12 protein-coding genes are annotated in these 15439 nt (G+C 51.8%); 3 read left to right on the top strand and 9 right to left on the bottom strand.

Annotation, left to right across the window (positions count from 1 at the left end; genetic code table 11):
* Positions 1 to 5: 5 nt before the first annotated feature.
* Both leuA2 and ACJMNB_RS12365 read right to left on the bottom strand, forming a co-directional pair.
* Positions 6 to 1562, bottom strand: a complete 1557-nt coding sequence (gene leuA2, locus ACJMNB_RS12370) for a 2-isopropylmalate synthase LeuA2 (RefSeq protein WP_405342930.1) — start codon at positions 1560 to 1562, stop codon at positions 6 to 8.
* A gap of 648 nt (positions 1563 to 2210) precedes the next feature.
* Positions 2211 to 4721 carry a T9SS type A sorting domain-containing protein gene (locus tag ACJMNB_RS12365; protein WP_405342928.1) on the bottom strand — a complete coding sequence of 837 codons (2511 nt, stop codon included), beginning with the start codon at positions 4719 to 4721 and terminating at the stop codon, positions 2211 to 2213.
* Positions 4722 to 5032: 311 nt separating this feature from the next.
* On the opposite strand from ACJMNB_RS12365, the gene ACJMNB_RS12360 reads away from it, so the two are divergent.
* Positions 5033 to 6613, top strand: a complete 1581-nt coding sequence (locus ACJMNB_RS12360; protein WP_405342926.1) for an NfeD family protein — start codon at positions 5033 to 5035, stop codon at positions 6611 to 6613.
* Positions 6614 to 6618: 5 nt separating this feature from the next.
* On the opposite strand, the gene ACJMNB_RS12355 is transcribed toward ACJMNB_RS12360, so the two are convergent.
* Complete coding sequence (locus ACJMNB_RS12355) at positions 6619 to 7920, bottom strand: M43 family zinc metalloprotease (RefSeq protein WP_405342924.1); 1302 nt, start codon at positions 7918 to 7920, stop codon at positions 6619 to 6621.
* Positions 7921 to 8048: 128 nt separating this feature from the next.
* On the opposite strand from ACJMNB_RS12355, the gene floA reads away from it, so the two are divergent.
* Both floA and ACJMNB_RS12345 read left to right on the top strand, forming a co-directional pair.
* Positions 8049 to 9020, top strand: a complete 972-nt coding sequence (gene floA / locus ACJMNB_RS12350; RefSeq protein WP_405342922.1) for a flotillin-like protein FloA — start codon at positions 8049 to 8051, stop codon at positions 9018 to 9020.
* Between the two features lie 16 nt (positions 9021 to 9036).
* Complete coding sequence (locus ACJMNB_RS12345; RefSeq protein ID WP_405342920.1) at positions 9037 to 9828, top strand: hypothetical protein; 792 nt, start codon at positions 9037 to 9039, stop codon at positions 9826 to 9828.
* Here ACJMNB_RS12345 and ACJMNB_RS12340 read toward each other — a convergent pair whose 3' ends face one another.
* The 6 genes from ACJMNB_RS12340 to ndk form a co-directional block, all read right to left on the bottom strand.
* Positions 9829 to 10626, bottom strand: coding sequence for a transporter substrate-binding domain-containing protein (locus ACJMNB_RS12340; RefSeq protein ID WP_405342918.1), 798 nt, complete (start codon positions 10624 to 10626; stop codon positions 9829 to 9831).
* A gap of 78 nt (positions 10627 to 10704) precedes the next feature.
* Positions 10705 to 11085, bottom strand: a complete 381-nt coding sequence (locus tag ACJMNB_RS12335; RefSeq protein ID WP_405342917.1) for a hypothetical protein — start codon at positions 11083 to 11085, stop codon at positions 10705 to 10707.
* 306 nt (positions 11086 to 11391) lie between these two features.
* Positions 11392 to 12168 (bottom strand): succinate dehydrogenase/fumarate reductase iron-sulfur subunit, encoded by a 777-nt coding sequence (locus ACJMNB_RS12330; RefSeq protein ID WP_405342915.1) that lies wholly within the window; start codon positions 12166 to 12168, stop codon positions 11392 to 11394.
* Positions 12168 to 14081: a fumarate reductase/succinate dehydrogenase flavoprotein subunit gene (locus tag ACJMNB_RS12325; RefSeq protein WP_405342913.1), complete on the bottom strand. Its 1914-nt coding sequence runs from the start codon at positions 14079 to 14081 to the stop codon at positions 12168 to 12170. Before ACJMNB_RS12325 ends, ACJMNB_RS12330 begins: the two co-directional genes overlap by 1 nt.
* 11 nt (positions 14082 to 14092) lie before the next feature.
* Positions 14093 to 14944 (bottom strand): succinate dehydrogenase cytochrome b subunit, encoded by an 852-nt coding sequence (locus ACJMNB_RS12320; protein ID WP_405342911.1) that lies wholly within the window; start codon positions 14942 to 14944, stop codon positions 14093 to 14095.
* A 37-nt stretch (positions 14945 to 14981) separates the two neighbouring features.
* Complete coding sequence (gene ndk, locus ACJMNB_RS12315) at positions 14982 to 15434, bottom strand: nucleoside-diphosphate kinase (RefSeq protein WP_405342909.1); 453 nt, start codon at positions 15432 to 15434, stop codon at positions 14982 to 14984.
* Positions 15435 to 15439: the final 5 nt, after the last annotated feature.

The raw sequence follows: 15439 nt of genomic DNA, 5'->3' as shown, positions 1-15439 counted from the left end.
ACGTTCTACACCTTCTTGTACAGGAGGTTCACGCCGCCGAAGAGGGCCCGCATGTTTGCCTTGAGCGTATCGCTACTGACACCGCGGCCTTCGACTTCAACGCCGTTTGCCTTCAGCACGATACGGCTTAAGCCACGGCCCGCCCACAGCTTGTCCTTTTCAGGAACCACCAGCTGGCGGTACTTCACCAGTTCCACCGGCATGCTGATTTCGCGCATGAGCATGAGGGCAGCCTCAATGGGGCCTTCTGCCGTAACAGACTTCACCAATGCTTCGCCGTCCTTCTTGAAGTGGAAGATAAAGCGGTTTTCATCGGGGATAACCTCGATGTTGTTGAAGATCAGGCGACCGTTCACATTCACGAAATGTTCGCGGAACACATCCAGCACACGTTCGGCAGACAGTTCGCCTTCCTTTTCGCTGTAGGACTTCAAAATCGGCTGCAGTTCAGCAGCTTCGGCCAGAGACATCTTGTAACCGAACTTCGTGATGATTTCGTACACGGCGGTACGGCCACTCTGGCTTGTAAAGCTGAGGGAATCGTTCTGGTGACGACCGATGATAGAGTAGTCGATGGGGCGATAAGCCCCCTTCTTCATGTCCTTCGTCTTGGAGGCGCCATCCTGGTGGATGCCGCTACGGTGCACGATAGCTTCGGCGCCGATCAACGGAGCACGGCTATAGATGCTGATACCCGACCACTGGGAAATCAAGATGGCAGTTTCATAAATGCGTTCCATGTGCAGACCGGTATCGACACCGGAGTTATGCAGGCCCACGGCAACTTCGTAGAAGTTCGTGTTGCCGCAACGTTCGCCGAGGCCGTTCAGGGCAACTTCCAGCTGGGTGGCTCCCACAAAGAAGCTTTCGACGGTTGCAGCCGTTGCCATGCCCAAGTCATTGTGGCAGTGCACCGAGATCGTGATATTCTTCGGCAGGGCTTCGTACACCTGCTTGATCTGGTTCACGTACAGCAAGGGGCGATAGCGTTCCACCGTATTCGGCAGGTTGATGGTGGTTGCACCGGCTTCCACCACGGCCTTCAGCACGTCAATCACAAAATCCATGTTTTCGAGGCAGTCGCCGAAATGTTCGGCGCTGAATTCCACCGTACCCTTGTCACCCACCAGGGACTTTGCGAACTTCACGCAATGCACGGCCTTTTCCTTGACCTGTTCGGGGGTCAGGTGCAGCACATGTTCCATGGAGAGGGGGCTTGTGGCGAGGAAGGTATGAATACGCGGATTCGGGGCATACTGAACCGCTTCCCAGCAGCGCTGGATATCGCTTTCCACGCAGCGGGCCAGGCCGGACACCACGATGCGCTTCGCAACTTCGTCACCTTCTTCGGCCATCTTGGCGGTGAGCTGAGCAAGTTCCTTACAAGATTCGAAATCCATTTCAGAAGAGGCGGGGAAACCGACTTCGGCTCCCTGCACCCCCAGCTTCAACAGCTGCAGATAAACATCTTTTTTCTGCGCATTATTCCAGGGTTTCGGAAGGGCCTGGTTACCGTCGCGCAGTGTGACGTCATAGAAGAAAGGTTTTCTTTCGTTGCTCATCTGATTCTCTTTCATTTTGTTGTCCTTGCCTCTCCAATAAGGCGGCAAGCTCATTTTTCAAGCAAAAAATAGAAATTTGACTTAAAAAGAAAGCCCGCATCCTTACCGGAGCGGGCCATTTATGGTTTAAAATCCTTGGTTTAAAACTCTAAAATCGTCTTGAACCTATGCTTAAAAACCGGCACGCGCTCCGAGAGCACATCCTAGTAGGTTAATAAGTCGTAGATTCTTAATCATCATATCCATAATGTAATAAAAAACAAGAGAAACGGCAAGGGGCTGTGCTAGAGAGTTATGTGTAATGGATCGACACATCGTGTCCTTGAGTTGCCTGTTGCTAACGGTCAGGACTATTCGGAGGCCGGGATGACAAAGTTGCACACCGGGAATACAAAGACGGAGAAAAAAATCCACTGTCGGGGTGACAGTGGAATTTGGCAGCGCTCGGCCCGAGGCCCCTACGCTGTTATCCAGAATATAGCACAATTTGTTCTTGAACGCAACAGTATTATTGCAAAAAAATTTTTTATCTTCCAGCACCTTATTTCAACAAAGACTCCCGGGCAAATGCCCGGGAGTCACTCCACACAAAGTTCCAGCGCGGATTCAAACACCATTACCACATCCGCATCTAGAACCCATGCATTTTTATCGACGAACAATCTTCTGTTGGTAAGCCCCTCCGCCAGCAACTAGACGCACCAGGTAAACGCCCGGCTTAAGGTGGCCCAAATTCACTCTGGCGCAAGATGCGGCATCCACCGCCACATTCACGACATGTCCGTTCATATCGAAGATATTCAGGCTACGCACATCCGCTGCCGAGATTTCTAGGCGAGCTTCGCTAGCAATATAGCGCATCGGGGAAACCACCTGAATCTTGGATGCAAGCGAACGCGTCGTTCCTTCGGAACTGCTCGAAGATTCAGAGCTGCTCGAGGACCCATTTTCGTCTGCGGAACTGCTAGATACAGCCGATGCATCCACCTTCACCTTAATCAAGTAAAGATTCGCAACATCGCCCTTGGTCAAGACATGAGTTCCGGCATCAAGTTCAATCGTCACGATGCCAGCCGTCGCGGCCACCTTGTTTCCGTCGACTTTGACATTCTTCGCAAAATCCTCGTTGAACACCAGCGTGATCGTTGCCTTTTTCGCTAAAGCAAACGTAACGGATGTCGAAGATTCCATCTTAAGGCAGCGGGTCAAAGCCAAACCTTCATAAGAGACCGTTCCCTTAGAAGTCGACAGCGATCCGACAAATTCGATATAGTCGCTCGAAGTCGCATCTTCGGTGAAATTGTGCACGAGATCTTCGCCAATCGGGAGCAGTCCATCGTCAACATCCACCGGATCCTCGTGAGGTTGCACGGAACTGGACGATTTCGCAGAGCTGCTTGACGACTTGGCAGAACTGCTGGAGGTCGGATTCCCCGCACTCGAGGAACTTGAATTCACCGCAGAGCTGCTCGAAATCGGAGCTACCACCGGCAAATTGCCTTCGCCCTGAATCGAGGCGACAGTTCCCTTATAGACGACAAGCGCATTCTTGAGCGGTTGGTTCACCGCATAGGCGGCATCGTCCACCGAGTTGTTGAAAGTCCACTTGAAATCACCACCATTCACGCGCCCCGCATACTTCATCACGTTCGCCTTGGCAGCAGCGGGTTCATCGGCGGTATACTTGTACATCACCGAACTGTTCAGGTCGAAATTGTTGTAGGTATTTCCACCAGACAGGGACTTCACCGAGCTGGGCATTTCCTGGCTGCGGCTCGTAATCACATAGGCGTCAAAATCCGCAGTCGTGTTGATGGAGCCCACCGACGTTTCCGTTCCCTTCAAAATATACTTGCTTGCGCCATATGGAATAAAGGTGCCGCCTTCGATGTAGTTGTTGAAGGCCTTGATGGAGCCACCCGCTTCCTTGCTGAAGGTGGCGTTGTCGTTCGACTTGCTCGTCGTTCCGGCGTAAAGGTCGCTTCCCTGCATCGAGGTGAGCATCGGGAACTTGCAGTTGCGGAAATAGTTGCCTTCTGCAAACACCGAGGAGCCGAGTGTAGAACCGATTCCGTACTTGGCATTGCCATCGTAGTAGTTGTTGTACACGTGGGCGCTGTAGTAACGCACGCGCGGGTGGCGGCTATCGGAATGGTCGTACCAGTTGTGGTGATACGTGATGTAGTAGCCATCGGTCGCGCCTTCGGAAAGTCCCAGAAGGTTCGACTTGCCGTTATCCCAGAAATGGTTGTAGCTGAAAGTGATATAGGTAGACTTCTTGCAATCCAGCGCACCGTCGCCCTTCACCTGGTCGGCATCGGAGCCCGCATCGCCATAGAAGAAATCATTGTTGTGAATCCACACGTACTGGTCGTTCTGCTGCAGGCCAATGTTGTCGCCTTCGGAACTGTTCACGTTCATGATGCCCAAGTTGCGGACTTCCACGTTCTGCGCGTTCTTGATGCGGATGCCCCAACCGTTCGCCACCGCATCTTCACCGACACCTTCCACCGTCACGTAGGTATTTTCGGAACTGCCGAGGTCAATCAGCATATCGCCTGCGACCAGGGAATCGGAATCCGTCACGTTACCGATAAAGCGCAAGTCGAGCGGAGTCGTCTCGTAGCCCTTCTTGTAGCAGTTCAGAATTCCCTGGAAACTCTTGCAGGCCGTCTTTGTACCCTTGGCATTTGTCGTCACATTCATCGTGACCGTATTCTTGGTATTTTCAGAAATGTAGAGGACCGCAGCGCCGCTCTTGAGCGTACCGTCGGCATTATAGGCACCCGGCACACGGCCGTTGCTGAAGGCGAATCCAGTGCGATCGTGAGCAAGCACCGTCACCGTCTTAGTCACCGCAGTCCCTTCGGAGCCACCCACCACCGGGGCAATTTTCAGCGTATGAGACCCAGCCTTGAGGCCAAGCACATCCACGCGAATGCGGTTTGCATAAGTACGGACGAGCTGATTGTCCACCTTGTTGCCGTCACAGTACACATTGTAGCTGGAGGCCCCCGAAACCGGGGACCATTCCGCATAGGCCGATTCCAGCCATCCTTCGGCCTTGTTCACGGTCACCTGCGCATTTGCCACAGAGACCATTCCAAGCATCGCTACACCCACGGCGACACTGGAAAGAGAATCCATCTTCAACACCATAATTACATCCCATTTTTAGCGAGAAAATCGGCTGTCCAACCCTGGATCACAGAATGTTCTCAAATTTCTTCTCAAAATATACAATCATTTTTTGTATTCAGCAATAGAAATTTCATTATTTTTCTGATATTTTGCAAACTTTTTACATTAAAATTGTTCTCAAAATTTTGACAACCAACGTTATTTTTCCTGCGTTTTTTCTCTTTTTAACACAAAATCAGCCTCTTAGAGGGCGGGGAAATCTCCATTTTTCGCAAATTTGAACAAACTTTTTCACCCCTTTCGAGCAAAAAACTTGATATATTGAGGTTATGAAGTTGTTTACAAGAGTTCTTTCTATCCTCATGGTGCTGGTGGCGACGGGGTTCGCCGACACCACGCAAGTCACTAACGACACCATTCTCCAGAAAGAGATCCCCGGTGACACATTAAGCGCCGAGGGCAACAAGTCCGACGTTGAAAACGCCAAGAAACACGCCGTGTGGATCAAGTTGGAAGGTGACGTGGAACCGTCCATGTTCGATTTCTGCGCCCGCGCCATCGACGATGCCCTCAAAGAAAACCCGGACTACATCGTCTTTGAAATCAACACCTTCGGCGGTCGCCTCGACGCCGCATTCGACATCGTCGACACCATTATGGCCGTCAAGGGGCCCACCACCATTGCCCTGGTAAAAAAGAAAGCCATTAGCGCAGGCAGCCTCATCGCCCTCGCCTGCCAGAAGCTCTACATGCTTGAAGCTACCACCATCGGCGACTGCGCGCCAATCGTTCAGGGCGGCGACGGTACTCCGCAAATCGTGGGCGAAAAGATTCAGTCGCCCTTGCGAGCCAAGTTCAGGAACCTGGCCCAGCGCAACGGCTACCCCGAACTGCTCAGCTCTTCTTTCGTGACGCCAGAACTGGAAGTACTCGAACTCACCGCAAAACTCGATAAGGGCAAAAAGACCGAACGCGACACCATGCTCATTATCGAAGGCGACAAGTACAGTGTTCTCGACAGTGCCTCCAAGGCCTTCTGGGGCGCCCCCAAGATTCTCGTGAAAGAAGGCGAACTCTTGACCATGACCGACCAGGAAGCCCAGGAACTGGGATTCTCGCAGGGAACCTTCAAGAGCCGCGAAGATTTTGAAACCAAGCTCGCCATCGAAAGCAGGAGCGAAGTGGAAACCACCTTGGGTGAAGACATCGCCTCGGCCATTGCCGCCATTTCTGGCATCTTGCTGATTCTCGGTTTCGGCGCACTCTATATTGAATTCAAGACGCCCGGCTTCGGCTTGTTCGGAATCATCGGCATCATTTTAATCGGCATCGTATTCCTCGGCCAGTTTGCCCCGCAGCTGGACGGCTACATTCCCGCCATCTTGCTGGTGGCCGGCGTGGTACTGTTCCTTGTAGAAATCTTCGTGATGCCGGGAACCTTCCTGTTTGGAATCGGCGGCATCGTGTGTATGATTCTGGCACTCGCGCTTTCGTTCGAGCCCACGGAAATGCCCGAATATGTGCCAGAAGCCATCGAGACCACCTTCGATGCAACGCCTTGGCTCTTGGGGCTTTTGTACATGCTCTGTTGCGCGGCCATAGCGCTGGTATTCCCCATCGCGGCAAGCAAGTACTTGATTCCGCTTTTGCCCGAAGGCTGGACGCCCATGCTCAAGACGGATTTGGAAACGGCAGCCTCCCCCACGGAAGCCGTTCAAGAAGTTTCCGTCGGTGACGAAGGTATCGCCAAGACGTTCTTACGTCCGGTGGGTCAGGCCCTCATTAACGGAAAGCTTTTTGACGTGCAAACCCACGGCGAGATCATCGAAGCCAGCACCCGCATCCAGGTGACCGCCGTACAAGAAGGCCACATCTGGGTAACGGTTTCTAAATCAGAAATCGAAGGCTAACCGCCCTATTTGTGTGGCGTCGTCGACAAATATAAGCGAATAACATCCATCTGCTGGGGCGTGAAAGTCGTGTACGACACGCTATTTTCCTGCGGGAACATTATATACCGCGCATCGGGACAACGATCATTATTCGCATAAACGTTCTTCATAAACGGGCATTCAGGCGTATCGTCAATATTGTCGAAGGTCTTACCACCATATTCCGTCGTATGGGTAAGTCCAAAGAAATGTCCCAGTTCGTGCAAAGCCACATCAGCAATCCTTTGAGAAGTCTGTTTGCGACTACCCAATTTCCAATGAGTCCCTAAAGATATATAGTCCACCCAAGATTGCGATTCGTCATAATAGATTTTCCCAAAACATGGCGATTCACCAAGAGACATGCCATCATCGCCATCGAGATAATAACCGAGTACAAAAGTTATTTCGCCCTCATGCCCAGGCCATCGAATTAATCGGTCCATCAATTCGCTCTCTTCCTGGTCATACTTAGCCAGCACAAAAGGCTCCTTTTCCGAAAAGGATTCCCCAACAACAGGATGATCTTTTGCATACAGAATATTTATATGACGAACATGCACTCCACCTGGATTGAGAGCCTGATTCAAGCGGCCAGATATTCGTTCGGCAAGTTCATCTACGGAAGCCTTGTCGTCTGTTCCCATGTATTTTCCGGCAACAATCAAATTCACACTAAATTCAAGCGGATATACAGTATCATTATCAAAAACAGACAAGTTTTCCACTTTTCTAGAAAAAGCGGTGCCATCACCGTTATATAAGCCAACAAAAATCAATCCGGCCTCCTCGGGATAGATTTCATTCATGTCTATCGGGAAGTACCAGCGGCCATCCTTTTCTACGGCATCAACATTGCATTTTATATACTCACCCTCAATATACAACAGCACGTAAACTTTAAGCAAGGGAGGAGTTCCCTCATCTTTATCCATTCTAAAAACATAACGTTTCGAGCTTGTGCTCTGAAATACAAAGTTGACGCTATCGACTGTCGGATAATTGGTATTGAGATTAAGGTATTTACCCGTCGGATAATAACCCAATTTATTTTTTTGGGGTTCATATGTTACAGAATCAAACATTTCAGGGGAAAAGTCGGGGGTATAATTCCATTCCTTAAAAGTCCACCCAGCATCCACATAAGTTGTCGTATAGACAAATTCTCTTTCTCCATCAGAAAAATCGTCCCCAGATGCAACCTGCGAACAGCCCAACAAATTAAAAACCGCCATTAAAGCGAAAACAAAGCTAGCCCCAAGCAAAGTTCTTGTAAATCGTTTCATTCCTGTTCCTCTCCAATGATTTACAGACGCATCCCTTAATATAATCTTTTTTTCAAAAGAAAAGTCCGAACGTTATTTGTCCAAATTATGTATATTACAAAAGAAATCAATAAACCGGAGAAAATCAAATGGATACTCTTCTCATTGTAGGAATCATTTTCGCGGCAATTGCCGTCATCGTCTTGCTTACCTTTATAGGCAAGTTCTTTAGCCTTTGGCTGCAGGCATTGTTCTCAAAGGCAAATGTGAGCATTTTCCAGCTCATCGGTATGCGCCTGCGTAAGGTGCCGCCCCAGGTGATCGTGGAAGCCCGAATCCTCAGCTGCAAGGCAGGACTCCCGGTAGACACCAACCTGCTCGAAGCCCACTACCTTAGCCGCGGTAACGTGCTCCGCGTGATTCAGGCTTTGATTGCCGCCAACAAGGCAAACATCAAGCTGGACTTTAAGGAAGCCGCCGCTATTGACCTTGCCGGCCGTAACGTGCTGGAAGCCGTGCAGATGTCCGTGAACCCGAAGGTGATTGAAACCCCGAAGGTTTCTGCCGTAGCTCTCGACGGTATTCAGCTGCATGCCGTGACCCGTATTACCGTGCGCGCCAGCATCCAGAAATTGGTGGGTGGCGCAGGCGAAGACACCGTAGTCGCTCGCGTGGGCGAAGGCATCGTTTCTTCTATCGGTTCTGCCAAGAGCCACAAGGACGTGCTTGAAAATCCGAACATGATTTCCAAGAAGGTGCTTGCTTCTGGTCTCGACGCCGGTACCGCTTTCGAAATTCTCTCTATCGACATCGCCGACGTGGACGTGGGCCAGAACATCGGTGCCATCCTTGAAACCGACCGTGCCGAAGCCGACAAGAAGATTGCACAGGCCAAGGCAGAAGAACGCCGCGCCATGGCATACGCCGCCGAACAGGAAATGAAGGCGAAGGTCATGGAAATGAAGGCGAAGCTCGTGGAAGCCGAAGCCCAGATTCCGATGGCTATGGCATCGGCCCTTCGCGACGGCAAGCTCGGCGTAATGGACTATTACAACCTCAAGAATATCGAAGCCGACACGCAGATGCGCAAGGAAATCGGCAGCGCACCCGAAGCGAAGTAGGTTCGAGTAAAGCACTATGGAAACCCTTATTTTCATAGCCATCGCGGTTGTCATCACCATCATCCAAAAGAAGATGGAAAAGGCGAAGGAGCAGCAAAACAGGCTGCCCCCGCGTCAGCAGTCTCGCGACGACAAATCGGTAGAGGAATCCGAACAGGAACCGCAGGATTATCACCCTCCGCGGTCATTGCAGGATTTAATCCGCCAGTTCGAAAATGCCCAGCGTCAAGCGACGCAGGGCAATATCGAACCGCCCACTCCCCCGGTAGAACATCGGCGCGCCGCCGAGCAATTAACGCTCCGCGACATCGCCGAAGTCGTAATCGGCGTGGATTTTATCGACCTGGAATTCTTGATGGAAGAATTTGAGGTTGACGAAAACACCGCCGCCGAAATGCTCATGGCCTTGCAAGCCCACCGCATCGTGGGCCACGACATGGGCGAAGGCACCTGCGACGTGCTGGTACACGATTTGGAAGAACTGGACAATCTGCTCAGTCACGAAAAGCGCACCGAAACTCAGCCTGACGATAGCGAAATCGACGAAGCCGACAGCGCCCGCCAACGCGAACTGGAAAGACAACGCGAATTGAACGCCCTGGAAGAACGTGCGAAATCGGCCCGCGAATCGGCCACCGCCATTACAGAAATGGGCACCTCCGCAGAGTCTAACGCAGAATCCGCTGCGGCCCCCAAGCGCCCCCGCGTGTCTACCAAGGACATTGCCGACGTGCGCAAGGGATTCATTTGGGCAAAAGTTTTGGACGAGCCCCGCTTCAAGCGTCGCTGGAGCACCCAATACCGGTAACTATTTACCGAACCACTTACTCGTAATTTCAACAAACCTGCCGTCTTTCTTCATCGAAGTAAGGACGGCATTTATTGTATCCCGGAGAGTCTTGTCTGTCTTGCGGAAGCCAACTGCATAAAATTCATTGTGCAAGCCATCCTCCAAAACGACATAATCCTTGTTGTGGGATACATTCCAATACTTGGCGGCAACTTCATCCATGTACACGGCATCAAGAGAATCCTTTTCCAAGGCTTCCAGTGCAAGGCTCATGGATTCATACAGACCTATTTCCTTGAGGTCCTTTTTCACGTCGGACTGTTCGAGCATCGACCAAGCCGTCGAAGCTTTCTGCACGCCGACCTTTTTACCCTTCAAGGAATCCAGGCTATTATAAGACTTGTTCTTTACCGTGAAAACCAGTCTGTTGGTAAGATACGGATCGGTCAAGTTCATGGCCGAAGCACGGTTTTCATCGACACTCATGCCATTCCATACGCAGTCGATATTTCCGGAATACAGGTCCTTTTCCTTGTCGGCCCAGTTAATCAGCTGCAACTTAAGCTTTATACCCAAACGAGAGCAAACTTCAGTCGCCAAGTCCACATCAAACCCCACGACATCACCATCCTTATCCGTAAAGACCATGGGCGGGAAATCTCCCATGTGGCCCATGACCAGGGTTCCCGCATTTTTCACATTTTCAAAAGACGGATCCTGGTTCAGCGGCACATCTTTCTTTTCACTACAGCCAGAAATTACAACAGTAATGGCAATAGCGGCAACGGATGCCGCAGATGCAAAAAACTTATTCATATCTGCTCCTTTTCGGCCTAAAAAATAAGAAAAAAAAGCACAATATGCAATTTTAGGGCAAAATGACCCACAAAAAAGCTACAAATCCGCAAGGCACTCGCCAAATTCACGGGCGCCCTTTGTAAACATGACCGTCCCCCGAAGATATAGAGAATCCTGGAAATCGCGGTCTTCGTCATAGTTGCGCAATCCGTCCGTGGTCAAGTCCTTGCAATTATCCTTCGTGACATTCACCTGCCGTTCTTCGTAAGAACATTCCCTGCCTTCAGAAGCCACACTGACCGCAATCGTATAGGCATCCGAGCTGACAGTAATCGTATGCTTGTCTTTATCGACAGTCACATGTTCGTATCCGGCATCATCGGAAATTCCTGCGCTATCGTTGGCGCTAGACCCATCGTCGCTAGAACATGCATAAAAAACGGCAGCAGAAGCCAATAAAAAACTAAAGAATCTCATTTTCTCCTCCTTTAGATATCTTTGAGTTCTTTCAGGGAACACATTATAATTTGTTAAAAATACCATTGCAAACAAAAAAAAGGCCGCATTTCTGCGGTCCTTTTTAAGATTTTGAAAAGAACTATTAATTAATCGTTGCGCTTGCGCCCTACGGGCTTAAGCGCAGACTCGCGGCGCCTCGGTCATGGCGAAATGCAAGCACATCGCCGCGACGCTCGGCTCGTTAGGGGACTCCTTCGGAGTCCCTCGCCACTCGGCTCACCAATACGAAAATGCAAGCATTTTCGTGCTGGATTCGCCTCATTGCTAGTCTTTTCCGTACACCTTTTCGGCGTAGGTGACTGTTGCGCCGAGGTATTCGCGGTTCATCTTGGCGATGTAATCCACGGTGATACCCTTCGGGCATGCAGCCTGGCATTCGTAAAGGTTCGTGCAGTTGCCGAATCCTTCCTTGTCCATCTGGGCGACCATGGCGAGCACGCGCTTCTTGGCTTCGACCTTGCCCTGGGGCAAGAAGCTGAGGTGAGAAACCTTGGCAGAGACGAAGAGCATTGCAGAAGCGTTCTTACAGGCGGCCACGCAGGCACCGCAACCGATACAGGCGGCAGCGTCGAAGGCGCGGTCGGCATCAGCCTTGGGCACGGGAATCACGGAAGCTTCAGGAGCAGCACCGGTGTTGACGGAAACGAAGCCGCCAGCCTGGATGATGCGGTCGAAAGCGGTACGGTCAACGGCGCAGTCACGGATAACCGGGAATGCGGCAGCGCGCCACGGTTCGATCACGATGGTGTCGCCATCCTTGAACTTGCGCATGTGCAGCTGGCAAGTGGTAGTGGCATGGTCAGGACCGTGCGGCATACCGTTGATGACCAGAGAGCACATACCGCAAATACCTTCGCGGCAGTCGTGGTCGAAAGCAAAGCCTTCCTTGCCCTGCTTCATCTGTTCTTCGTTGACGATGTCCAACATTTCGAGGAAGGACATGTCGGGAGAAACGTCGTTGATCTTTACAGTTTCGAACTGTCCCTTGGTCTTGGCATCCTTCTGACGCCAAATCTTCAAAGTCAAATTGAGTCCGCTCATTATTTGTAGCTCCTGGTAACAAGGTGGACGTTATCAAAGGTAAGAGGTTCCTTGGAGAGTTCCGGCTTCACGCCGTCGCCCTTATATTCCCAGGCACCCACGTAGCAGAAGTGCTCGTCATCGCGCTTTGCTTCGCCTTCTTCGGTCTGGCTTTCTTCACGGAAGTGGCCACCGCAAGATTCTTCACGATGGAGGGCATCCAAGGTGAGGACTTCGGCGAATTCGAGGAAGTCGGCGACGCGGCCGGCACGTTCCAGGTTCTGGTTGAAGGAACCTTCGGAACCGAGCACGTTGACGTTCTGCCAGAATTCTTCGCGGAGAGCCGGAATCTTTTCGAGAGCAGTTTCCAGACCCTTCTTGTTACGAGCCATGCCCACGTATTCCCACATGATGTTACCGAGTTCACGATGGATATCGTTAACAGTGCGGTGACCCTTGATGGAGAGGAGCTTGTGGATGCGTTCTGCGGTCTGCTTCTTGCAGTCTTCGAACGCAGCATCGGTTTCGGAAACCTTTTCCAGCTTGGTGCCGGCAAAGTAACCACCAATGGTGAACGGGATCACGAAGTAACCGTCGGAGAGGCCCTGCATAAGAGCAGATGCACCGAGGCGGTTTGCACCGTGGTCAGAGAAGTTTGCTTCACCGAGGACGAAGCAACCCGGGATGGTAGACATCAGATCGTAGTCAACCCAGAGACCGCCCATGGTATAGTGGATGGCCGGGAAGATGCGCATCGGGACCTTGTACGGGTCTTCGTCGGTGATCTTTTCGTACATCTGGAAGAGGTTGCCGTACTTGGCAGAAACGCCAGCAACGCCCATGCGTTCGATAGCGTCTGCGAAGTCGAGGTACACAGCCTGCTTGGTGTTGCCCACGCCGAGACCTGCGTCGCAGACCTGCTTGGCGTTACGGGAAGCCACGTCACGGGGAACGAGGTTACCGAAGCTGGGGTACTTTTCTTCGAGGTAGTAGTAACGTTCAGATTCAGGAATCTGATCCGGAGAACGGGTATCGCCCGCCTTGCGCGGAACCCAAATACGACCGTCGTTACGGAGAGATTCGCTCATCAAGGTGAGCTTGGACTGCAGGTCGCCGTGGCGAGGAATGCAAGTCGGGTGAATCTGAGTGTAGCAGGGGTTGGCGAACAGAGCGCCGCGCTTGTAAGCACGGAAAGCTGCAGTCACGTTGGAACCCTGAGCGTTGGTAGAAAGGTAATAGACGTTACCATAACCGCCGGTGCAAAGGCAGACAGCGTCAGCCACGTGGCTTTCGAGTTCGCCAGTGATGAGGTTACGGACGATGATACCGCGAGCCTTGCCGTCGATCACGACGAGGTCCATCATTTCGCGGCGGGGGAACATCTTCACCTTACCGGCGGCAACCTGGCGCATGAGAGCCTGGTAGGCACCGAGCAAGAGCTGCTGACCCGTCTGACCGCGAGCGTAGAAGGTACGAGAAACCTGGGTACCACCGAAGGAACGGTTGTCCAGAAGTCCACCGTATTCACGACCGAACGGAACGCCCTGGGCGACGCACTGGTCGATGATGAGGTTGGAGTTTTCGGCCAAGCGGTGCACGTTGGCTTCGCGAGCGCGGAAGTCACCGCCCTTCACGGTATCGTAGAACAAACGGTAAACGGAGTCGCCATCGTTCTTGTAGTTCTTGGCAGCGTTGATACCACCCTGTGCAGCAATGGAGTGTGCACGGCGAGCGCTATCCTGGATGCAGAAGGACTTAACATTGTAGCCAAGTTCAGCGAGAGATGCGGCAGCGGAAGAACCGGCAAGGCCAGTACCCACGACGATCACGGTGAACTTACGCTTGTTGGCGGGGTTCACGAGCTTGAGTTCAAACTTGTGCTTGGTCCACTTTTCTTCGATGGAACCACCGGGGATTTTAGAATCAAGAATCATTAGTGGTCTCCTTAAATTTCAGCGTTAAAAGAAACTTCGACTTCGCCAACAGAGGGAATCACGAAGGCAGCCTTCTGGGCAGCCTTTTCCTGCTTCTGCTGTTCGTACTGCGGCTGGAGGCTGCGAGACTTTTCAATCAGAGCCTGAGTTTCGGGCTGGTTGCCGAGGTAGAAGGCGGCAACAGCGGTAATGCCAAAGCCGAGAGCAACGACGACACTGTAAACGATACCAGCGATGTCGATAATCGGAGTCCACTTCTGGTGAGCGATACCCATGGTCTGGAAGGCAGAAGAAATGGCGTGGAACAGGTGCATACCGATGACGAACATGCTAATCACGTAGAAGGCAGCCCATGCCGGGTTTGCAAACATCTGGATGGTGGTGAGCCACATGTCGCGGACGATTTCGCCCTTGTCATTCATGTAGAGGTAGTGTTCACCGAACTTGAGCATCATGAGGTGCTGCACGAGGAAGCCGAGAATGAAGATACCGGACCAGATCATGGTGAAGGTTGCGAAAGTCTTCTTACCCTTGCGAGCGTTGACTTCGTAATCGATGCCACCACGAGCGACCTTATTTTCAATCTTGAGCTTAACAGCGAGGAAAATGTGGAGCGCAAAAGCAGCCACCAGCACCAGTTCGACGAGGTAAATCATCTTCACCGGGAAGTGGAGCGGATTGAATCCGGTCAGGAATTCAGTGTAGGCGTTGTAGGAAGCCTGCGCTGCAGCCTGGTCGAAGTTCAAGAGCTGGAAGTTACCACACATGTGGCCGAAGATGAACAGGGCCAAAAAGGCACCCGTGCATCCCATGATCTGCTTCTTACCAATAGAGGAGGTAAGATACTTGACGATCCATTGCATTGAGTTGTGTCTCCTTGAGGGGGGTTATTTTTGAAACTTAGAGAACGCAGCAAGCCTTGAGGGAAGGCATTTCGTAGGCATAACGTTCTTCGGCCTTGAACCAGAAGTCGAGTTCACGGGCAGCGGACTCGGGGCTGTCGGAGCTGTGAACGACGTTTTCGGTCATGGACGGAGCAAAATCGTAGCGGAGGGTACCGGGTTCTGCCTTGGCAGGATTAGTGGCACCGTTGATGGCGCGAACCTTGGCAATGGCATTTTCGCCACCGAGGGCGAGCATCACGGACGGGCCCTTGGTCATGTAGGCTTCCAGTTCCGGGAAGAAGGGCTTCTCGACGTGTTCAGCATAGAAGCCGCGAGCGTCGGCAGAAGTCATCTGGTGCATCTTCACGGCGCAAACCGAGAGACCGGCACTGATGTAACGGTCAATAATACGACCCACTAAGCCGGATTTCACGGCATTGGGCTTGATCATAGCGAATGTCATTTCCATAGGAT

This window comes from Fibrobacter sp. (genome assembly GCF_045131395.1).
Taxonomy (GTDB): Bacteria; Fibrobacterota; Fibrobacteria; order Fibrobacterales; family Fibrobacteraceae; genus Fibrobacter.
Note: the sequence above shows the minus strand (reverse complement) of the source record. Positions and strands in the feature narration are given on the sequence as shown.

Bases quoted from the DNA above. Each gene is read 5' to 3' on its own strand.
- ACJMNB_RS12360 (WP_405342926.1), top strand. From the start codon at position 5,033: ATGAAGTTGTTTACAAGAGTTCTTTCTATCCTCATGGTGCTGGTGGCG.
- ACJMNB_RS12320 (WP_405342911.1), bottom strand. From the start codon at position 14,944: ATGCAATGGATCGTCAAGTATCTTACCTCCTCTATTGGTAAGAAGCAG.
- ndk (WP_405342909.1), bottom strand. From the start codon at position 15,434: ATGGAAATGACATTCGCTATGATCAAGCCCAATGCCGTGAAATCCGGC.
- ACJMNB_RS12335 (WP_405342917.1), bottom strand. From the start codon at position 11,085: ATGAGATTCTTTAGTTTTTTATTGGCTTCTGCTGCCGTTTTTTATGCA.
- ACJMNB_RS12325 (WP_405342913.1), bottom strand. From the start codon at position 14,081: ATGATTCTTGATTCTAAAATCCCCGGTGGTTCCATCGAAGAAAAGTGG.
- ACJMNB_RS12355 (WP_405342924.1), bottom strand. From the start codon at position 7,920: ATGAAACGATTTACAAGAACTTTGCTTGGGGCTAGCTTTGTTTTCGCT.
- ACJMNB_RS12340 (WP_405342918.1), bottom strand. From the start codon at position 10,626: ATGAATAAGTTTTTTGCATCTGCGGCATCCGTTGCCGCTATTGCCATT.
- ACJMNB_RS12345 (WP_405342920.1), top strand. From the start codon at position 9,037: ATGGAAACCCTTATTTTCATAGCCATCGCGGTTGTCATCACCATCATC.
- ACJMNB_RS12365 (WP_405342928.1), bottom strand. From the start codon at position 4,721: ATGGTGTTGAAGATGGATTCTCTTTCCAGTGTCGCCGTGGGTGTAGCG.
- ACJMNB_RS12330 (WP_405342915.1), bottom strand. From the start codon at position 12,168: ATGAGCGGACTCAATTTGACTTTGAAGATTTGGCGTCAGAAGGATGCC.
- floA (WP_405342922.1), top strand. From the start codon at position 8,049: ATGGATACTCTTCTCATTGTAGGAATCATTTTCGCGGCAATTGCCGTC.
- leuA2 (WP_405342930.1), bottom strand. From the start codon at position 1,562: ATGAGCAACGAAAGAAAACCTTTCTTCTATGACGTCACACTGCGCGAC.